This window comes from Ensifer meliloti (assembly GCF_030064585.1).
Lineage (GTDB): Bacteria > Pseudomonadota > Alphaproteobacteria > Rhizobiales > Rhizobiaceae > Sinorhizobium > Sinorhizobium meliloti.
In genome coordinates this window covers 1,257,681-1,278,493 of the sequence record NZ_CP120366.1, presented here as the reverse complement: position 1 = coordinate 1,278,493, position 20,813 = coordinate 1,257,681, and the positions used below count along the sequence as shown (strand labels likewise).

Annotated in this window: 18 protein-coding genes and 1 pseudogene; 8 read left to right on the top strand and 11 right to left on the bottom strand. The window is 57.1% G+C overall.

What is annotated here, in order from left to right:
- Positions 1-16: 16 nt before the first annotated feature.
- From nifK to PZL22_RS30700, 5 genes and pseudogenes are all read right to left on the bottom strand, one after another.
- Positions 17-1,558: a nitrogenase molybdenum-iron protein subunit beta gene (gene nifK, locus PZL22_RS30720; RefSeq protein ID WP_013845752.1), complete on the bottom strand. Its 1,542-nt coding sequence runs from the start codon at positions 1,556-1,558 to the stop codon at positions 17-19.
- Between the two features lie 90 nt (positions 1,559-1,648).
- Positions 1,649-3,151: a nitrogenase molybdenum-iron protein alpha chain gene (gene nifD, locus PZL22_RS30715; protein ID WP_013845753.1), complete on the bottom strand. Its 1,503-nt coding sequence runs from the start codon at positions 3,149-3,151 to the stop codon at positions 1,649-1,651.
- A gap of 99 nt (positions 3,152-3,250) precedes the next feature.
- Positions 3,251-4,144 carry a nitrogenase iron protein gene (nifH, locus tag PZL22_RS30710; protein WP_003532770.1) on the bottom strand — a complete coding sequence of 298 codons (894 nt, stop codon included), beginning with the start codon at positions 4,142-4,144 and terminating at the stop codon, positions 3,251-3,253.
- 558 nt (positions 4,145-4,702) lie between these two features.
- Positions 4,703-4,854 (bottom strand): annotated as a pseudogene (locus PZL22_RS30705) (RNA polymerase factor sigma-54); the annotation flags it as partial.
- A 378-nt stretch (positions 4,855-5,232) separates the two neighbouring features.
- Positions 5,233-5,700: a hypothetical protein gene (locus PZL22_RS30700; RefSeq protein WP_164819954.1), complete on the bottom strand. Its 468-nt coding sequence runs from the start codon at positions 5,698-5,700 to the stop codon at positions 5,233-5,235.
- A gap of 650 nt (positions 5,701-6,350) precedes the next feature.
- On the opposite strand from PZL22_RS30700, the gene PZL22_RS30695 reads away from it, so the two are divergent.
- The 8 genes from PZL22_RS30695 (at position 6,351) to nifT (ending at position 14,115) form a co-directional block, all read left to right on the top strand.
- The gene (locus PZL22_RS30695; RefSeq protein WP_013845755.1) at positions 6,351-7,238 is read left to right on the top strand and encodes an electron transfer flavoprotein subunit beta/FixA family protein; all 888 of its coding nucleotides are present in this window, start codon (positions 6,351-6,353) and stop codon (positions 7,236-7,238) included.
- On the top strand, positions 7,219-8,331 hold the full coding sequence (locus PZL22_RS30690; RefSeq protein ID WP_013845756.1) for an electron transfer flavoprotein subunit alpha/FixB family protein: 1,113 nt from the start codon (positions 7,219-7,221) through the stop codon (positions 8,329-8,331). The genes PZL22_RS30695 and PZL22_RS30690 overlap by 20 nt, the downstream gene beginning before the upstream one ends.
- 11 nt (positions 8,332-8,342) lie before the next feature.
- Positions 8,343-9,650 (top strand): FAD-dependent oxidoreductase, encoded by a 1,308-nt coding sequence (locus PZL22_RS30685; RefSeq protein ID WP_013845757.1) that lies wholly within the window; start codon positions 8,343-8,345, stop codon positions 9,648-9,650.
- A gap of 12 nt (positions 9,651-9,662) precedes the next feature.
- A complete protein-coding gene (locus PZL22_RS30680) occupies positions 9,663-9,959 on the top strand; it encodes a ferredoxin family protein (RefSeq protein WP_127701167.1) in 297 nt (98 codons plus the stop codon).
- 221 nt (positions 9,960-10,180) lie between these two features.
- Positions 10,181-11,806 carry a nif-specific transcriptional activator NifA gene (gene nifA, locus PZL22_RS30675; protein WP_127701165.1) on the top strand — a complete coding sequence of 542 codons (1,626 nt, stop codon included), beginning with the start codon at positions 10,181-10,183 and terminating at the stop codon, positions 11,804-11,806.
- A 216-nt stretch (positions 11,807-12,022) separates the two neighbouring features.
- Positions 12,023-13,495 carry a nitrogenase cofactor biosynthesis protein NifB gene (gene nifB / locus PZL22_RS30670; protein ID WP_127701163.1) on the top strand — a complete coding sequence of 491 codons (1,473 nt, stop codon included), beginning with the start codon at positions 12,023-12,025 and terminating at the stop codon, positions 13,493-13,495.
- A gap of 31 nt (positions 13,496-13,526) precedes the next feature.
- A complete protein-coding gene (locus PZL22_RS30665; protein ID WP_010967429.1) occupies positions 13,527-13,721 on the top strand; it encodes a 4Fe-4S binding protein in 195 nt (64 codons plus the stop codon).
- 187 nt (positions 13,722-13,908) lie between these two features.
- A complete protein-coding gene (nifT, locus tag PZL22_RS30660) occupies positions 13,909-14,115 on the top strand; it encodes a putative nitrogen fixation protein NifT (protein ID WP_003532756.1) in 207 nt (68 codons plus the stop codon).
- Positions 14,116-14,739: 624 nt separating this feature from the next.
- Here nifT and PZL22_RS30655 read toward each other — a convergent pair.
- The 6 genes from PZL22_RS30655 to PZL22_RS30630 form a co-directional block, all read right to left on the bottom strand.
- Positions 14,740-15,381, bottom strand: a complete 642-nt coding sequence (locus tag PZL22_RS30655; RefSeq protein WP_127701161.1) for a hypothetical protein — start codon at positions 15,379-15,381, stop codon at positions 14,740-14,742.
- A 242-nt stretch (positions 15,382-15,623) separates the two neighbouring features.
- Positions 15,624-16,079: a transposase gene (locus tag PZL22_RS30650; protein ID WP_013845762.1), complete on the bottom strand. Its 456-nt coding sequence runs from the start codon at positions 16,077-16,079 to the stop codon at positions 15,624-15,626.
- Between the two features lie 359 nt (positions 16,080-16,438).
- Complete coding sequence (locus PZL22_RS30645; RefSeq protein WP_127584816.1) at positions 16,439-17,911, bottom strand: NAD-dependent succinate-semialdehyde dehydrogenase; 1,473 nt, start codon at positions 17,909-17,911, stop codon at positions 16,439-16,441.
- Positions 17,912-17,992: 81 nt separating this feature from the next.
- A complete protein-coding gene (locus tag PZL22_RS30640; RefSeq protein ID WP_017268374.1) occupies positions 17,993-19,072 on the bottom strand; it encodes an ABC transporter ATP-binding protein in 1,080 nt (359 codons plus the stop codon).
- Complete coding sequence (locus tag PZL22_RS30635; protein ID WP_014528554.1) at positions 19,069-19,869, bottom strand: ABC transporter permease; 801 nt, start codon at positions 19,867-19,869, stop codon at positions 19,069-19,071. Before PZL22_RS30635 ends, PZL22_RS30640 begins: the two co-directional genes overlap by 4 nt.
- A gap of 1 nt (position 19,870) precedes the next feature.
- A complete protein-coding gene (locus PZL22_RS30630; protein WP_088196081.1) occupies positions 19,871-20,746 on the bottom strand; it encodes an ABC transporter permease in 876 nt (291 codons plus the stop codon).
- Positions 20,747-20,813 lie beyond the last annotated feature (67 nt).

Genomic DNA, 20,813 nt, shown 5'->3' with positions numbered 1-20,813 from the left:
TTGGCCGTCCGCTGCTCTAGCGAGTAAGGTCATAAGAATAGTCCGTCACTCCCACCTGCATCGTCTCACGATCGAGTCGGTCGAAGATCTTATCGAGGATCGTCGTCAACACACGCAGTCCACCTTGATAGCCCATCAGGGGAAAACGGTGATGGTGGTGCCGGTCGAAAATCGGAAACATCAGCCGGATCAGCGGCGTGCCGGTATCGCGCTCCAGATACTTGCCATAGGAATTGCCGATCAGCAGGTCCACCGGCTCGGTGAAAAGGAGTGAGCGCATTGCCCAGAGATCCTTGCTCGCCCAAACCTGTGCATCATTGCCCAGGGGCGAGGATGCGAGCAGCTTTTTCATCTCAGCTTCCCAGGCTGGGGTGCCGTTGGTTGCGAGGCAGTGGGTTGGCTCCCCTCCAGTCTCCATGATGAATCGCGCTACGGCGTATACGAAGTCGGGGTCGCCGTAGATCGCGTATTTCTTACCGTGCAGCCAAGACTGGCTGTCCGCCATCGCGTCGACGAGCCGGCCGCGCTCCAGGCGGATTGCCTCGGGGATTTCCCTGCCGGAGATCTCCGATACTTTCACCAGGAACTCGTCTGTCGCCTTGACACCGAGAGGATAGTGAAAGGACACCGTCGACTGTCCGGCCGCTTTGCAATATTCCAGGGTTCTGCGAGTATTGTATTGCTGCAGTGACACTGTCGCCTCGGCATTCAATGCCGCTCTCACGTCCTCGATCTTGGTGCCTCCGTCATACATGCGGAACTCACCATCCGAGGGCGTATCAAATTGGTCGGAGGCATCTTGGATGAACGTATAGGAAACTCCCATCAAATTGAGCAGGCGCTTCAACTCGCGATTGTTCCCGACGCAGAATCCATCGAAACCCGGGATGATGTTGATCGAGCCAGGGTTTACAGTGCGCTGCTCGCCCTTCCAGAAATTCTCCAGCACGCCTTTAACCATGCTGTCATAGCCATCGACATGGCTGCCGACGAATGCCGGCGTGTGCGCAAAAGGGACATCGAAATCATGGGGGACGGCGCCTTCGTCCTTGGCATTTTCAATGAAGCCGTGCAAGTCGTCACCAATGACCTCCGCCATGCACGTGGTCGACACGGCGATCATCTTCGGATCGTAGAGCTTATAAGTATTGGCTAAGCCATCGACCATGTTCTTCAAGCCGCCAAATACCGCAGCGTCTTCTGTCATCGAAGATGAGACCGCCGACGACGGCTCCTTGAAATGGCGCGACAGGTGCGAACGGTAATAGGCAACGCACCCTTGACTGCCATGCACAAACGACATTGTTCGCTCAAACCCGGCCGCCGCAAAAACCGCGCCAAGCGGCTGACAGGCCTTGGCCGGGTTCACGACGAGCGCTTCGCGGGCAAGATTTATTTCGCGATAATGCCAGGTTTTAGTGAATTCGCGTTGATCAGTGACGGTCCGATCCGGGTATGGTCGTTCGAAGTTTCGCTTCTTTTCGGCCAACATTTTCCTATATTCCGGCTCGCGGAAAAGGGGAGCATGGTCGAGCACTTTCTCGGCGGATTGCGGCATGTGGTAACCTCTTCCATATCGGCATCGTCTTGCGGCGGCACAGAGACGTTCGAGACGTTGCTGATCTCTCGCGGGGGAGAGATCAGACTCTCATTCAGCGGCACCTGATGCCGCAGGCATTGTCACCTTCTGCCAGGGCGCGTCGTAGAGGTCCCAGACCGGATTATTGACCGCAAGGTCCATGTCGCGGGCGAAGATCGCGAAGCCGTCATAGCCGTGATACGGTCCGGAATAATCCCAGGAGTGCATCTGGCGGAATGGGATGCCCATCTTTTGCACCGAGTATTTTTCTTTGATGCCGGAGCCGACGAGATCGGGGCGAATCCTCTCGATGAACTTTTCGAGTTCATAGCCGGTGACATCGTCATAGATCAGCGTGCCCTCCTTCACGTAGTGGCCAGTGCGCTGATAATCGTCGTTGTGGGCGAATTCGTAACCGGTCCCTACGATCTCCATGCCGAGGTCCTCATAGGCAGTAATAACGTGACGTGGTCGCAAGCCGCCGACGTAAAGCATTACCCTTTTGCCGTGAAGGCGCGGCCAGTACTTGTCGATCACAGCATCGGTCAAGCCACTGTACTTCGCGATTACCCTCTCAGCCCTTTCCTCGATTTCCGGCCCGAAATGTTTCGCTATCTGGCGCAACGAGGCTTCGATCTGGGATGGACCGAAAAAATTGTACTCCATCCAAGGAACACCATACTTTTCCTCCATGTGCCGGCAGATGTAATTCATCGACCGGTAGCAGTGGATAAGATTTAGCTTTGCGGTCGGCGCGCGCTCTATCTCCGCGAGTGTGGCGTCCCCCGACCAGTTGCCGACCACGTGCAGCCCGATCTCCTCTAGCAGGATGCGCGATGCCCAGGCGTCACCGCCGATATTGTAGTCACCGATCACGTTAACGTCGTATCGACCAGCTTCGTACGCGACCTCGGTCGTGTCGAAAACCCAATCACGTATCGCGTCGTTAGCAATGTGATGTCCGAGGGACTGCGATACACCGCGGAAGCCTTCGCAACGCACCGGCACGATTGTTGTGTTGTACTCCTCAGCCTTCTTTCGCGAAACCGCCTCGATGTCGTCACCAATCAAGCCGATGGGACATTCCGACTGCACGGTAACACCGTTGTTCAGCGGAAACAGTTCCTCGATCTCGTCGATGATCTTTTCTAGCTTCTTGTCACCACCGAAGACGATATCCTTCTCCTGAAAGTCGGAGGTAAACTGCATCGTCACGAAGGCGTCGATGCCCGTCGTACCGACGTAATAGTTGCGGCGCTGTGACCAGGAATATTGGCCGCAACCGACCGGGCCGTGCGAAATGTGCACCATGTCCTTTATCGGACCCCAAACAACGCCTTTGGAACCGGCATAGGCGCAGCCGCGGATCGTCATTACGCCCGGGATCGACTTGATGTTCGACTTTACGTCGCACTCGGAAACCACCTGTCCTTCCTCGGCGGTCTCCTGCTTGTTCCTTGCGACACTCAGGTGCTTTTTACGGCGCTTCGCCGCCTTGTCAGGATAGTGCGATAGCACTTCTTCGATAAGCTTCTCGTGCAAAGCATCGTCATTCTCATAGTCGAGGCTCATTTGGGCCTGCCCATTTCACGATCTAGGTGACACCTCATCAATGGCGCCGTTTGTGGAATGGCACGCCGCGTCCAGCTGCGCCACCCTCTCGGCGGCGATTCAGTGGGGGGCTATTACCTTGGCTTCCTTGGCGTGGAGTTCGGCAAGCATCTGCTCGTCGCTCTTCATGATTCCAAAGTCGAGCAGCATGTCCTCCAGTTCCTCCATAGTGATCGGTGTAGGGACGGTGCCTCGGCCGGAATTTGCATGGATCTTTTCAGCCAGGGCGCGATATTCCCCGGCTTGCTTAGAGTTCGGCGCATATTGGATCACTGTCATCTTTCTGAGCTCTGCGTGCTGAACGATATTGTCGCGCGGCACGAAGTGGATGAGCTTGGAATTGAGGCGGGCGGCAAGTGCCTCGGCGAGGTCGAGCTCCCGATCGGTCTGGCGCTCGTTGCAAATCAAACCCCCCAGGCGCACGCCGCCGGCATGGGCGTACTTCAGGATACCCTTCGCGATGTTGTTGGCGGCATAGAGCGCCATCATCTCACCGGACATGACGATGTAGATTTCCTGAGCCTTGTTTTCGCGAATAGGCATCGCAAAGCCGCCGCATACTACGTCCCCTAGCACGTCGTATGAGACGTAATCGACATCGTTGTAAGCGCCGTTCTCTTCCAGGAAGTTGATCGAGGTGATAACGCCGCGTCCGGCGCAGCCGACGCCCGGCTCTGGGCCACCGGACTCCACGCACTTGATGCCTCTGTAACCCACTTTGAGCACGTCCTCGAGCTCGAGGTCTTCGACCGAACCTTCGGTTGCCGCAAGATGCAGTACGGTGTCCTGTGCCTTTGCGTTCAGGATGAGGCGCGTGGAGTCCGCTTTCGGATCGCAGCCGACAATAAGGATCTTTTGCCCCAGGTCGACAAGCGCGGCGAGTGTATTTTGGGAGGTCGTGGACTTGCCGATACCTCCCTTACCATAGAACGCGATCTGACGCAGAGCTGCCATCTTGCTTCCTTTGTTGTTTAAACTATTTCGGTTGTTCGGACACATGAATGCGCAACAGCATGCGCGCCCAGGGCTGATCGTGCAAAAGTCGTGCCAGCCGCAGGAGTGTCTGAAATAAACTACTCGGCTTTCTTTCAGATAGTTAGATCTGGAAATTGACCATATGGTTGAGCGAACAACTCTTGTCGCTAAGCCGACAAGGGCTACGGATAGTGTCGTATGGGCGGTTGTCACGCGTCAGAAATCGCTCAACGAATTGCCGCCGTGCGTGGAAGCCCTTGTGACCGGGCGACGACACGCCGAGTGGCCGCTGGAGAGGCGATGACGCTGTACGGGCTGCTCTGGGTAGCGGCTTCTTTTTGCGCCTTCCTCGCGATCGGGAACGACAGAATTTCTGCCGCATACGCTTAGCTGCTGTGAACGCGAGTGCATTCCCGCCGCGGGGGGAACAAAAGAGAGCGGCCCAAAAAACCGGGCGGCTGATGTCGCAATCTCGCTCCAGGAGCCACCGGACCCGCCTGCTCGAGCGTACTTGCGGGTTGCCGGCATCCCTCCGAGTCCGGTGGCCCTCGCCAGTGCACGCTTCTCGCGGCGGCCTTGGACAGAGGATGGATGTTCATCGTTTCGCGATATTTTGCGACCGTGCGCCTGGCGATATCGACACCTGTCTTCTTGAGGACGTCGACGATGTCGTCGTCCGAGAGCACCGCTGAGTTCCAGATGATCTATCTGAAGCAGCTGGATTGCCTGCATCAGCTGCGGCGTCATAGTCAGCGAATGCGACTGCGACTGTCTTAAATGAAGGCTGGGGGAAAGGCCATGCTAACGCGATGCTCCCGTCAATGTTGCCGAAGCCGTGCCCGGTTTTACGGCGAGTGCATTTTGGAGATTGTGGACTTGCGGATATCCCCCTTACCGTCGAACGCGATCTGACGCAGAGCTGCCATCTTTCCTTTGTTGTTTAAACTAGTTCGGTTGTTCGGGACAAATGAATGCGCACAGCAGGGGCACCACACTGGGTGATCTTGCAAAAGTCGTGCCAGGCCGCAGGAGTGACCAAATAAAGCTTAGAGCCTTTTTTCAGATAGTTAGGTCTGGAAATTGACGATATGGTCGAACGTACAACTTGTGTCGTTAAGCCGACAAAGGTGACGAACATTGTCGTATGCGTGGTCGTCACGCGTCCGGTCGGTAAAGGTCCAAACGATCGAAGGGGCCTGCAATAAGGCCATGCTCGTGCATTCGCACCAACCACACCCGCGGCAAATATAAGACGCCCCATCACCAAAGTCTCTCTCCAAGCGATCAACACCTGCTGCGACAGAGCCGTGCAGCGGGTTGGCTATTCCGATGGTCTTCAGCCAGCGATAATGAGGAGCGACTTGCCCGTCTGGACGACGGCGTTGAGGATCGGGAGGAAGCATCGCCTGCAGGTTGGAGAGCTTCTTCTTGAGCAGGCGCGCATGATGCATGTCCGAACAGACGCAGGGGTGTCCCCGAACATAGCAGCCGCAGACAAAATGTCCGGTTCCACGGGACGTGTTGGGATACAACACGTGGGAATCTCCAAGGAAACACCTCGATCACATCAATGCTTTGTGATGACGTCAGTGGTTGGCACGGTTGATGCTGGAAGAGACAGAAACGCTGGCACACATATGATTGGAGCCCGGAGAGATAGCATGCACCTCGTAGTCTGTATCAAGCAGGTGCCGGATTTCTGCGCGAATTCACGTCGCTTCAGTGACGAGCACGATCATGCGCCTTGGGAAGGCGCCGCACGCGCCTTCCCTTCCGATCGCGCAGACAATCCCCGTGCGAGTTGACATGCGCCGCCCTCTCAAAAAATGCCCGCCATTGCAACTGCGGCATTCATCACCTCCGCGTCCTATACGCAAAGAAACCCGCCGTCGAGCGGATGATTGCCGCAGCCATATGACATTGTCCGTCGCCTTTGTCGGCTCCTCGACACAGATTGTTCCTTCAAGCATGCGGCCAATTTCCCGCTCTAACTATTTGAAAGAAAGCAATTAGCATTATTTCAGTCACGTCTGCGACCTGGCACGACTTTTGCACGATCATCCCCCTAGGAAGCGGTAAGAAGACACAATATCGAGCAAGACAGTGAGGACCATTCCGGTTGCTGCTAACGCTTGCCAGCAACGGAAACGCTGGCACACATGTGATTGGAGCCTGGAGAGACACCATGCACCTTGTAGTCTGCATCAAGCAGGTGCCGGATTCCGCGCAAATACGCGTCCATCCGGTGACCAACACGATCATGCGACAGGGCGTGCCGACCATTATCAACCCCCATGATCTGGCCGCCCTAGAAGAAGCACTGAAGTTGTGCGACACGTATGGAGGCGAGGTTACCGTGGTGACCATGGGCCCTAAGATGGCCGAGGACGCACTGCGCAAGGCACTCACGTTTGGCGCACACCGCGCCGTTCTCTTAACCGACCGCCATTTTGCAGGCTCGGATACGCTCGCGACCTCCTTCGCCCTTGCTCAAGCAATCGCGGAGATCGGCGAGACCTTCGGCACGCCTGATGTTGTGTTCACCGGCAAGCAGACGATCGACGGCGACACTGCCCAAGTTGGACCTGGAATTGCCAAGCGCCTCGACCTACAGCAGCTCACTTACGTGGCGAAGATTCTCTCCATTGATGCCGCTTCGCGCGAGATCACTGTTGAGCGGCGCGCGGAAGGCGGCTCGCAGATCCTGAGAACCGGACTACCATGCCTTGTCACTATGCTGGACGGCGCCGACGCCATCCGTCGCGGGCGTCTCGACGACGCCCTTCGCGCCGCGCGCACCAAGGTCGTCAAGTGGAGTGCGGCGGACGCCGGCATTGCAGAACCCGCCAACTGTGGCTTGCGAGGATCTCCGACGGTCGTAAAGCGCGTGTTTGCCCCAACTTCCCGCGAACAAAAGGCAAGGCAGATCGACACCACAAATAAGCCACTGCGTGAGATCGCGGACGGTCTGATCGCGGCAATCTTTGCCGACCAGCCGGCCTTGAAACACGATCTCGGCTTCCCAGGCAGCACGGGACAGCAAGGAGCACCAGATGTCGACCGAGAATCGTGAAGCCAGTTCCCAACCCTCCGGACGCGCCGCCATGAAGAAGGAGCTACCCAAGCAATTCCAGGACTATCGGAACGTATGGGTCTTCATCGAACTGGAGCACGGTCAGGTGCATCCCGTCTCCATCGAACTACTCGGTGAAGGCCGCAAGCTCGCCGACAAGCTGGGTGTCCATCTTGCGGGCGTGGTCATTGGGCCGCCGGGAGGACAGGGCACGGCAAATGCTATTGCGGACGCCTTCTCTTACGGCGCCGACCTCAGCTACCTCGTCGAGTCGCCGCTACTCGCCCACTATCGCAACGAGCCTTTTACCAAAGCCCTGACGGATCTCGTCTTGGCAAACAAGCCGGAAATCCTGCTTCTCGGCGCGACTACGCTCGGCCGCGATCTCGCCGGATCGGTGGCAACGACATTGAAGACAGGACTCACGGCCGACTGCACTGAGCTAAATGTTGATTCAGATGGTTCCCTCGCTGCGACCAGGCCAACCTTCGGAGGTTCCTTGCTCTGCACGATCTATACACTCAAGTGTCGACCGCAGATGGCAACCGTACGGCCGAATGTAATGGCCACGCCGCAACGCGTGAATAGACCAACTGGAAGCATCATCCGGCACGATCTGAAAATGCTTGAGGAGGAGATCGCGACCAAAGTCCTTGCCTTTTTTTCCGATTGCGACTCGACCATAGCCAATCTCGCCTACGCCGACGTCGTGGTTGCCGCGGGACTCGGTCTTGGAGCAGTGCAGAACCTTCAGCTCTTGAAGGATCTCGCACGAACGCTCGGCGGGGATTTTGGGTGTTCGCGGCCGCTAGTCCAAAAGGGGTGGATGCCGTTTGACCGGCAGATCGGCCAAACGGGCAACACGATCCGGCCAAAGCTCTATATAGCGGCTGGGATCTCGGGCGCCGTTCAGCACCGCGTTGGCGTCGAAGGATCTGACCTCATTGTTGCTATCAACACCGATCCGAACGCGCCCATCTTCGATTTCGCCCACCTCGGCGTTGTGGCCGATGCGATCAGTTTTCTGCCTGCCCTGACGGAAGTCTTCACTAAACGGTTGGAGCCACGCAATCTTGAGAAGTTTGTGCAGTGAGACAAGGACCAATGACAAAGGAAAAATTTGACGCCATCGTCGTTGGTGCCGGTATGTCCGGGAATGCGGCGGCTTACGCGATGGCTAGCCGTGGGCTAAAGGTGCTGCAGTTGGAGCGCGGAGAGTATCCGGGTTCAAAGAACGTCCAAGGCGCTATAATGTACGCCAACATGCTGGAGGCAATCATTCCAGATTTCCGGAATGACGCACCGCTCGAGCGGCATCTCGTCGAGCAGCGATTCTGGATAATGGACGATACGTCTCACACCGGGATGCACTACCGGTCAGACGACTTCAATGAGGTGACGCCAAACCGCTACACGATCATTCGCGCTCAATTCGATAAATGGTTATCGCGCAAGGTGTGCGAGGCTGGCGGCACGGTCCTGTGTGAAACAACGGCTACAGGACTGGAATGGGACAGTGCCGGGAAGGCGATAGGCGTCCGCACTGACCGCGCTGGCGACGTCGTTCTTGCAGATGTGGTCGTGCTCGCTGAAGGGGTCAACGGACTCCTTGGCACGCGCGCCGGCTTACGTGAGATGCCGAAGTCGAAAAACGTAGCCCTCGCGGTAAAGGAATTGCATTTCCTCCCCGAAGAGGTGATCGCAGAGCGCTTCGGACTGACAGGCGATGAAGGATGCGTGATTGAGGCGGGCGGTACAATTTCGCGCGGAATGGCAGGATTGGGCTTCCTCTACACCAATAAGGAGTCAATCTCACTCGGCATCGGCTGCCTCATCTCCAACTTCGCCGAGACCATGGAGAGACCTTACGCGCTTCTCGACGCCTTTAAACGCCACCCTTCAATCCAGCCGCTAATAGCAGGGTCGGAAGTAAAGGAATATGCGGCCCATCTCATTCCGGAGGGCGGTTTCAACGCAATACCGCGGCTCTGCGGTAACGGCTGGGTCGTCGTTGGAGACGCGGCGCAACTTAACAATGCCGTGCACCGCGAAGGGTCTAACCTTGCCATGGCATCTGGGAGGATGGCGGGAGAGGCGATTTCAGTCATAAAGAGCCGCGGGGGGGTGATGGATAAGGCGAGCCTCTCTCTCTACAAAACGATGCTAGACAAGTCCTTCGTTGTTGAGGACCTGAGCAAACAAAAGGACATGCCTTCCCTGCTCCATACCAATTCCCCAAACTTCTTCACGACGTACCCGCAGCTGATATCGCATGCCGCGCAGAACTTCGTGCGCGTGGACGGCACGCCTAAGATTGAGAGGGAAATTGCGACCACCGCCGCCTTTCTCAGGGCACGATCCCGATGGGGTCTCGTCAGTGACGCGGTTCGCCTTGCCTCCGCCTGGCGCTAAAGGAGAAATGAGATGAAGACGGCAATCGCGGAGCGTATCGAAGACAAGCTTTACCAGAACCGCTATCTGGTCGACGCAGGGCGTCCACACATTACAGTGCGGCCACACCGGTCGCCAAGCTTAAACCTGCTCGCGCTCACGCGAGTCTGCCCGGCCAAATGCTACGAATTGAATGAAACTGGGCAAGTGGACGTCACTGCCGATGGCTGCATGGAGTGCGGCACATGCAGAGTGTTGTGCGAGGTAAACGGTGACGTCGAGTGGAGCTATCCACGAGGTGGCTTCGGTGTCCTCTTCAAGTTCGGATGAGCCACTCTAAGGTCGATTTACAAGCTAGATCGGCGTTCAATAGGGGGACGAAGTGCCAGGGATCCTTACAAGGAAACCAACTTACTTTCCGTAACTTGATCGCTCTCCGACTGTCAATACGCATACCTCCTAATATTAAGTGGGCGAGAAAATGACTAAGGTGCTCGCATCGCAATTCGTTCAGGGGAGTTAGTGCCCTGTCTGTACCTTCACAAAGAGACATGCGCAAACAGGACAAGCGGTCCGCCGAAATTTACAGCATATCAAAGGCTCTGTTTGCCCCCACTCGTCTTGAGATCACGCTGAACAATTTCGTGAATACCCTCTCTTTGGTTCTGCGCATGCGCCGCGGCGGACTCGAGATTCCGGCGTCGGAAGGAGAGAAAAAGATCACAGCGGCTACCCGCAACAGCGGGTCTCCTTCTGCCGCTGACTATACTGTACCAAAGGCCGCAATAGACCAAATCATGACTGCCGGGCGGCTGGTCGTACCAGACGTTTGCAACTCGGAGCTGTTCAAGGATCAGATAAAATGGCACGGAATTGGTCCGACGGCCTTTATCGCTGCGGCGGTGGAGGTCGATCATGAAACGGGCGGAATGCTGTGGTTCGAGCGCGCCAAAGAGTCCGGTTATGACTATGAGGAGGATGTGCACTTTCTTTCGGTGGCCGCCGCTCTTGCGGGCAGGGCCATTCGGCTTCATCGCACTATCAGCGGGCGTGGGCGGACATTTGCCGAAGAGCAGGAAGAACAGCAAAATTCACGTGATGAGCAGAGCCAGAGTTCCGCCCGCCAGCGGCTGCTCAAGAATGACGGGATCATCGGGGAAAGTACCGCCCTCATGGCGGCGGTAGATACCGCCAAAGTCATGGCAGAGACCAATTCAATCGTTCTCCTTAGGGGAGAAACAGGAACTGGCAAGGAATGCTTTGCGAAGCTAATCCACCAGCATTCGACTCGGCAAAAAAAGCCCTTCATCAAGTTCAATTGCCCCGCGCTGTCTGAAAGCCTTCTCGAATCAGAGCTGTTTGGACATGAGAAAGGTGCGTTCACCGGGGCTATTGCTCAACGAGTAGGCCGTTTCGAATCGGCGAATGGCGGAACGTTGCTGCTCGATGAAATCGGCGAGATTCCCCCGGCGTTCCAAGCAAAACTGCTACGCGTGATACAGGAAGGTGAATTTGAGCGAGTCGGCGGCACAAAGACGCTGAAAGTCGACGTCCGGCTCATATTCGCCACAAATAAGGATCTCGAAATGGCGGTCCAGAATGGGGAGTTCAGGGAAGACCTTTACTACCGCATCAGCGGGGTGCCCCTCATTTTGCCGCCACTTAGGCACCGCGACGGTGACATTCCGCTCCTTGCAAGAGCATTCCTTCAGCGGTTCAACGAAGAGAACGGTCGTGATCTCCATTTCGCGCCGTCTGCGCTTGACCACTTGTCGAAGTGCAAGTTCCCTGGAAACGTTCGCGAGCTGGAAAACTGTGTGCGGAGGACTGCAACTCTCGCCAGGTCAAAGACGATCACTTCGTCAGATTTCGCCTGCCAAACGGACCAGTGTTTTTCTTCTCGCCTCTGGAAAGGCGTTCACTGTTCGCATGGCCACATTGAGATCGATGCGCCCGCGGGTACAACACCGTTGCTCGGAGCGCCAGCCAATGATGTTCCGCCGAAAGAGCCCGGATCCGCAGGAGTGGCATCCAATCTGATCGAGCGCGACCGGTTGATCAGTGCGCTGGAGGAGGCCGGTTGGAATCAGGCAAAGGCAGCTCGCATCCTCAAAAAAACGCCCCGGCAGGTCGGGTATGCTTTACGTCGGCATGGTGTGGACGTGAGAAAGCTCTAAGCTGCCGGTGAGATAAAGGCGTCGCGAGCGTCGCCTCTTTTCTCCGTCCTTTCGAAACACGACCGGATGCAATTCAACTTTGCCCTTGTCGGACGTCCGCCAAGCCTGTGAGCAAAGAGACAGGACCGAATCCAAAGACGCCAATCCATTGACGAAAAGGATTTGGCATAGCTGTTGCTGGTTGAATTGCAAAATCACCCTCCACCGGAGTTGTTCATGTCCACACCCATGATTTTGCGTGAGAGCCGGACCAGCACTACATTCTCTGACCAGTTGCTGGAGAACGCTAAATCGGTTGGCTGCTCACCCCCATCGACGACGCCGGGCGACATAGATCCTGGAACTTGGGACAAGATTAAGAATCACCCCTGTTTTTCAGAGGAGGCGCATCACTATTTCGCGCGCATGCACGTGGCGGTCGCGCCTGCCTGCAACATCCAATGTAACTATTGCAATCGCAAATACGATTGCGCCAACGAAAGTCGGCCCGGTGTTGCCTCGGAAAAGCTCACACCTGACCAGGCGGTGCGAAAGGTGATTGCCGTTGCCAACGAAGTGCCTCAGCTGTCAGTGCTTGGCATCGCTGGGCCTGGCGATGCCTGTTACGACTGGAAAAAAACAAGGGCGACGTTCGAACGAGTGGCTAGGGAAATTCCCGACATAAGACTCTGCATCTCCACGAATGGGCTCTCGCTGCCGGACCATGTCGATGAGCTTGCCGAAATGAACGTCGATCACGTGACGATCACCATCAACATGGTCGATCCGCGTGTCGGCGTAAAGATCTACCCCTGGATTTACTATGGTCAGCGCCGCCACACTGGTATCGACGCTGCGAGAATCCTGCACGAACGGCAGATGTTGGGCCTGGAGATGCTGGCCGAACGCGGCATCCTCACCAAGGTCAACTCGGTAATGATCCCCGGCGTCAATGATGAGCACCTGATCGAAGTCAACAAAGTTGTGAAAGGAAGAGGCGCGTTGCTGCACAACGTAATGCCGCTAATTTCAAACCGCGTACACGGGACCTATTACGGACTGACAGGGCAGCGCGGCCCGGAGGCCTTCGAACTGCAGTCCCTTCAGGACCGTCTAGAAGGAACCAAACTGATGCGTCATTGTCGACATTGCCGGGCCGATGCCATAGGCTTGCTCGGCGATGATCGTGGTCACGAGTTCACGCTCGCTGAAATCCCCGACGAGATAACCTACGATGCCAGCAAGCGACAGGCCTATCGCCAGTTGGTCGCGCGCGAACGCGGGGACCACCTAGTGGCCAAGAACGAGGCGAACAGAACGGTAATGTCGGTGGAATATGGCGGATCGCTTCTCATTGCCGTGGCGACCAAAGGCGGGGGCCGGATCAACGAACATTTTGGACACGCGAAAGAATTTCACGTTTATACCGTCTCCCAGAGAGGGATCAAGCTGGCAGGCCGCCGCATGGTTGAGCAGTATTGCCTCGGCGGCTGGGGCGAGGTCGCCACCCTCGATCACATCGTCGTTGCGCTTGAAGGAATAGACATCCTGCTCTGCGTCAAAATCGGAGATTACCCAAGGAAACAGCTGACACAGGCCGGGCTTCGAGCGACGGAAGCTTATGGCCATGACTACATCGAGAGTGCGCTCGGCGCGCTCTACGCCGCCGAGTTTGGCATCGAACCACCGGTAAAGACGGCGACAGCTTGAGCTGCCCTCCGACTGAATAAGGAGTTTTAAAATGGCCTTCAAGATTATTGCATCTCAATGCACTCAGTGCGGCGCCTGCGAGTTTGAATGTCCGCGGGGGGCGGTCAATTTCAAAGGCGAGAAATACGTGATTGACCCGACCAAATGCAACGAATGCAAGGGAGGATTCGACACACAGCAATGCGCATCGGTCTGTCCGGTGTCGAACACCTGCGTCCCTGCCTGAGCTCCTACCAATATGTTCCGACAGAACTTCGATTTTAAGGTCCTGCAGCACAAAGAAAGTGAGGAACCGCAAGAGGTTGTAGGAGAACAGGGGCGAAATTTGCGAGGCTCCACCAAACTATGTGTAGAAATAGCCTCCACTCGCGGGATGACTGAAACTGCCACCAGTCTTGCAGAACGGACAGATCATGAAAGTCACAATCCGCATAACCGGCGACGCCTTGTCGGCGTATATCCCTAAGAAGGACCTCGAGGAGCCGATCATTTCGGTGGCGAATGAAGACCTATGGGGCGGCTCGATACTGCTGAGGAACGGGTGGCGCCTGGCCCTGCCCCACCTTCCGCAGGACACTCGCCTGCCGGTTACAGTCGAGGCAAATATCCGGCGACACTGACCGGACATGAGTTGCGACATGGATGAGATTATTTGCCTGAGCGGGATCAGGGGTTCCCATCATCGAGCGACCGCGCTCAGGTTCCTCACGCGGTTGCATTTGCCGAGTTTTTTGATTGTTGATATTGATGAGTTCCCAAGGATCCCCCGGGTGCAGCGCGTTCGTGACGCTGGTGCGATCGCGATGATACACATCGCCGCCGACACCAGTAGCCCTTACGCGGGCCTAGTATCGATCCGATTGCAGCAGGGTCGAAGCAAGTGGAACGCTAGTATTGAAATGTATGCCGGGGCCTTCCGGCGCTTGAGCTATTCGACGGGCCGACCCAGTCGCCGATAATCAGAACGGTAGCGTGGCAACAGCGCGCTCCTGACCGAGCTGCCCGAGCATCCACTCAAGCGGCCGAACTCGATCTGCGCGAAGGCTGACTCCGCGCAACAATCGCCACAACGTTGCTCGATTGCAAGCATCCGCACGATCAGCTTGAAGTGGCAGAGAATTTCGAGAGCGCTGCATCCCCCGCAGGTAGTCCTCGCCAACTTAGCAATGTCGGATTCTCATTTCCATCAGACACGTCGTCGAGATCCGAAAGGCGACATCAAGGTAGGGCAGCCTCTCCCGGGGCTATCCGCGAAACTCGGGCTCACGGGCTTTCCTGCCCGACGCTAGTGGTGCCACATCGCGTTCGGCATCAAATCGTTCGAGCATCTTCTTGAGCCAGAGGTTCTGTGCAAGAAGCAGTTCAGCTAGCAACCTCTTGAGGAGCTTGTTGTCCGCACCCAGAGCGGCAAGCTCGTCGAGGGAGATCGGATCGTCGACAGTCCTGGTCTGCGCTTTTCGACCCTCGTGCCCGATCTTCAAGTCGTGCAGGCGCTTCGTGCGATTTCGAGCAGTGCCGGTCGACGTCGATAGACGCTGCGATGGCGTGTGGCGCTCCTTTGTCTGCGCAACCGCCTCGGTCGGAGTGTCGGCGACGCGATGCTGCGAGATCTCAACCTTCGTGCCGTTGGCACGTTGTATCTCTGGCAGCGCAACCTCGACACGGCCGTTAAGCGGCTCTGCATTGATCGGATCGACCAGCCTGGTTTCACGCGAGCCAAAGGTTCCACGTCCCTCATTTGAATTGAACGGATGCGACGCCAAATCTTCCACTTCGCGTGCCAAAGCCTTAAGATCCGTATCTCCCCAGATTGACTTCGTCTGTGCGTTTGGCTGTCGCCGCTTTGTCTTCTTTTCGACAACAAATGTCTGTTGTGGCCTCTTCATCTCTTTCGACCCCGAGCAAAGTGAAAACGGACGCGACACTGATGGCCCCGCGGGATTTCTGCTGGCGCACCAATATAGCCCTTCCTCGCGTGTTTCAATTGCTTCGCAACGCGCCACCGGCCCTGGACCCGGCAAGATTTGGGACAGCAGGGCTTCGTCTGGGCGAAAATGCCAAATCGGGAGCCCCTCGCGTAGCGCGGAGAACGACAAAGCAACGTCTTCCCGGGCCTTCCCGCTTCTCGTCAGTCCAAACCGAGCCTCTTGCGCAGTTCAGTATTTTCCGTTCGCAGCTTCTCCGCCAGTTGCTTGCGGAGCCTCTGATTTTCCTCTTCAAGCTGGACAAGCTCCGCGAACTCATCGCCAGCCGATAAGGGTCTAGTTCTCTCAATGTCCTCTCGCGCGGCTGACTTAGCAGCACCTTTCCAATGATAGTAGGTTTGCTCTGATATACCGGCGCTCTTGATAGCGTCCTTGAGAGTATTGCCTTCGCTGACTTTTGTCTCAATCAGCCTGAGCTTCTCGCTCCTCTCTTGCTCGCTATATCCCCTGCGATTAGCGGCCGGCATCTTTGGTTGAGCTGGTTCGGGGGACGCTTTCTGGGGCCGTGACGAGCTACGCTTCTTACCCCTTGGTGCTTTCACTTCTGCATCCGCCACTACAGCCGGAGCAACTGGCCCTGCATTACTTTCGTCAACCATCAGAAATTCCCTCCTTTAGCATCCGAATGTTCTCGGCTGAGTGTTCCACAGAGTCAACCCAACTATTAGAATCCTGCTTTACGGATAATTGATGTTTGGGTGTTTGATCCAGGCTTTGATGATGCCTTATCATCGCCGCTTGGAGCAGAGGCACTATCGGACACGTCTACATGGCAGACCACGCGGACAGAGGCAGCCCTTCGAGCGATACAAAGCAGTCAAGACAGCCTGAGGCTGCTTTAAGCGTTCTGGCGCTGTCATCCCTCCAATAGATGCGATACGCGACATTCGAAGCATACACCGGGAACATCGCCAGTACGTTGTACCGGACCCTCACCAGCAATTCGCTCGTCGCGCGCTCAAATACTGAGGCAAAGATACTTGGTTTCCACATAGTCATCGATGCCGTATTTGGAGCCTTCGCGGCCTTGCCCCGACTGCTTGACACCGCCGAAGGGAGCTACTTCCGTAGAGATCAGGCCTGTATTGATGCCCACTATGCCGTATTCTAGCGCTTCCGCCACGCGGAATACCCTACTCACATCCTTGGAGTAAAAATAGGATGCTAAGCCGAACTCGGTCTTGTTGGCCATATTGACAACTTCATTCTCGGTCTCGAACTTGAAGAGCGGCGCGACGGGGCCGAACGTCTCCTCGCCAGCAATCTTCATGTCCATGGTGGCTCCGGTCAGGACGGTCGGCTCGAAAAACAAACCGCCCCGCGCATTGCCGCCCAGAACCAGATCGGCACCCTTCGTCACCGCGTCCCGGATATGTTCCTCGACCTTGGCGAGAGCCTTTTCCGAGATCAGCGGGCCAGCGTCGACGTTCGGCTCAAACCCGTCGCCGATCGTCATCTCGCTAACCTTGGCAGTCAGCCTCGCGGCAAAGGCGTCGTAAATTCCGGCCTGCACGAAAAGCCTATTGGCGCAGACGCAGGTCTGCCCGTTGTTGCGGTACTTGGCGACCATGGCGCCTTCGACAGCGGCGTCGAGATCGGCGTCGTCAAAGACGATGAACGGCGCGTTGCCTCCGAGTTCCAGACCCAGCTTCATGATCTGGTCGGCGCCCTGGCGCATCAATATTTTGCCGACGTTGGTGGAGCCGGTGAAGGTCAGCTTGCGAACCTTGTCATTGGCACACATTTCCTTGCCAACTTCCGCGGAATCGGTCGACAGGATAACGTTGAAGACTCCGGCAGGCAGGCCGGCGCGTTCTGCGAGCAAGGCTAGCGCCAGCGCCGACAGCGGCGTCTCCGCGGCAGGCTTCGAAACCACTGCGCAGCCTGCGGCAGCGGCAGGCGCCAGTTTTCGGGCGAGCATCGCATTTGGAAAATTCCACGGCGTGATCGCCGCCACGACCCCGATCGGCTGTTTGAGGACGATGATGCGCTTGTCCGGCTGGTGGCCCGGAATCGTGTCGCCGTAGACGCGCTTCGCCTCCTCGCCAAACCACTCGACGTAAGACGCGCCGTAGAGAATCTCGCCCTTCGCCTCCGTAAGCGGCTTACCCATTTCCATCGTCAGGATGGTGGCGAGGTCGTCGGCATTGGCAACCACGAGGTCGTAGAGGTTGCGCAGCACCGCGGCGCGTTCCTTGCCCGTCTTCTCCGCCCATGCCCTTTGCGCCGCGTGGGCCGCATCGATCGCACGTGCGGTTTCGGACCGACTCATGTCGGGCAAGATGGCGATGACCTCGCCGGTCGCCGGATTGCTGACATCGAACGTCTTGCCGCTGTCGCTTCTGTCAAGCCATTCGGCGCCGATCAAACCCTTGTCGACAGCGAGGCTGGGATCCTTCAGTTTGACGAGAAGTGTTTCCGAAATCGTCATGCGTAGGTCTCCTGGTGCGTCGCCTTGTTTCCGGGCCGCTACTGTTCCATCGCCCGGCGTCTCACCGAAATAGCGGCTATTTCACTGACCGAAGACGTGCGCCGACCCGGCATCGAATCTGAGCCAAACGGCATCTCCCCGATTGAGTCCCGAGATCGCTTCATGACCGAAGGGAAGGCGGACGGACAGGTCGTTGCCTTTGCGGGTTTTCGTGGCCACATGGACGTTGTTGCCGAGGAAGGTGATATCGCTGACCGTGACCGGCAACCCGATGTCTGACTTCGTCTTTGACAACAGTAGCCGCTCCGGCCTCAGCATAAGCGCCGCTTTGCTCCCCGAAGAGGCAGTCCCATGAAGCGGAATGTTCGAAAAGGTCATGGAACCGCACACAGCAATCTCGGCTCGGCCATTGACCGTAGAGACCACGTCGCAAGGGAGAAAATCGCTGTCGCCGATAAACTCGGCCACGAACCGAGTGGCCGGGTTGGCGTATAGTTCCGGCCCTGTGCCGATCTGATCGATCACGCCCTTTGAGAAAACGGCGATGCGATCGGAAAGACGAAGTGCCTCCTCCTGGTCATGCGTGACATACAGGATTGTGACTTCCGTCTGCTGGTGGATCCGGCGGATTTCGTGCTGGATCTCCTCGCGCAGCTTTTTGTCGAGGGCAGAAAGCGGCTCATCCATCAGCAGCACTGGCGGGTCATAGGCGAGTGCGCGGGCCAAGGCCACACGCTGCTGCTGGCCGCCGGACATCTGAGCGGGCTTACGGTCCTCAAAGCCTTCCAACCGGACGAGCTTCAGCATCGCGCGCACCTTGGCGTCGATCTCCGCCTTCGGAAGACGCCTGACCTTTAGCGGAAAGGCGATATTCTCGCCGACGGAAAGATGCGGAAACAGCGTGTAGCGCTGGAACACCATGCCGATATTGCGTTTGTGCGAAGGCGTCGCCAGCAGCGTTTCGCCATTTAGCAAGATGTCGCCGCGCGTCGGGTTCTCAAAGCCGGCCAGGATGTAAAGCGTCGTGCTTTTTCCGGATCCCGAAGGGCCAAGAAAGGTCAGGAATTCCCCCTGTGCAACATCGAGAGTAACATCTTGCACGGCCGTCACCGGGCCATACTCCTTGCGGATGCCGCGGATCTGTAGGAAGGGTCTATTCATGATTTTAATCCTTTACGGACGATGGCGACGAGCACCATCAAAAGTACTGTCAAGAGGATGAGAAGCGTGGAGGCGGCGGCAACGACCGGCGTTAAATCCTGCCGCAAGGTCGACCAAACCTTGACGGGAAGCGTCTGAAGCGTCGGGCTCGCCATGAAAATTGCGACGACCACTTCGTCCCAAGAGGTGAGGAAGGAAAATATTGCCGCGGAGAAAACGCCGTGGCTGATGGCCGGCAGCGTCACACGGATTTTGGCTTCGAAAGGCGAAGCGCCGCACAGAACGGCGGCATCCTCAATCGATTTATCAAAGCCCTCGAGCGCATTTGTGATCGACAGGATTGAGAACGGCAGTGCCAGCACCAGATGGGAAATGACGAAGCCGGTGAGGGTTCCATTGAGACCTATCTGCAGGAAGAAGGCGTATAGCGCCACGGCTAGCACGACGACGGGCAGGATCATCGGCGTCAGGAATAGCGCCTTCAACGCTTCCCGAAACAAGAACCGCCCGCGGTTCAGACCAAAAGAAGTGACTAGACCGAGAAGGACCGACAGCACCGTAACGATGAGTGCGATGCGGAAGCTCGTCCAGGCGGAGTCCAGCCAACGGGGATCTTCGAGTAGCTCCTGGTACCACCTGAGCGTCCAACCGGGCGGCGGGAATATCAGCCATTGCGACGAACCGAAGGAGAGTGCCGCTATGAATAGGATGGGGAGGAGCAGGAAGGCAGTTGTCAGCAACGTGATGCCGATGAGAACGAGCTTCCACCAGCCCAGACGGTCGAAATTCAGGAGCATGTCAGCGCCCTCCCATCCGGTTTGTGCCGAAGAAACGAAGCTGCACGGCGTACAGCGCCAGGGTGACGACCAGAAGCACCAGGGCCGCCGCGCCGCCCATGCCCCAGTTGACGAGAGACTGCACGAACTGTGCGATGAGCTCCGCGAGCATCATGTTCGAAGTACCGCCGAGCAGCGCCGGCGTAACGAAGTAGCCGAGCGACATCACGAAGACCATAAGCGCACCTGCCGCCATGCCCGGCATTGCGAGCGGCAGCAGCACGCGCACGAGCGACTGCCAGCGATTGGCGCCACAAAGAGCAGCCGCCTGCAGGATGGCAGGATCGATCTTCCGGATGACGCCATAGAGCGGCAGGATGATGAAGGGCAACATGATGTAGGTCATGCCGATCGTCACTCCCGTCAGGTTGTTGACGAGCGGAAGCGGCGTATCGATGAGCCCCATTCCAAGCAGCATCTTGTTGATGACACCTGTGCGCTGAAGCAACACCATCCACGCGTAAGTACGCGCAAGAAGGTTCGTCCACATGGACAGAAGCAGAATGGCGAACACAATGGATGCCGCGCGGCTGGGCATGATGGCCAGTGCCCAGGCGACAGGAAAGCCGATCAGCAACGAGACAAGTGTGACGAGGCTAGAAACGATGAAGGTGTTTGCGAATACTCGCAGGTAGGTTGATGAGCCCAGCAATTCGGCATAGTTGCCGAGACCCGGCACCGGCTCTGTGACGCTGCGCGTTAACAGCATGGCGACCGGCAGGACGAAGAACAGGATCAGCAGTCCTAGGGCTGGCAATGTCAGGTCAAAGTCGGTCAGCCGCCGGACCTGTGCAGGCGAATACGGTCTCCCACTCCCGGTTTCGGTCTGCGATACCATTGTTTCTCCTCCCTAAACGCAAGGCGCGCCGCTTTCCGGCTGCCGGAGCGACCGGAAGAACGCCACA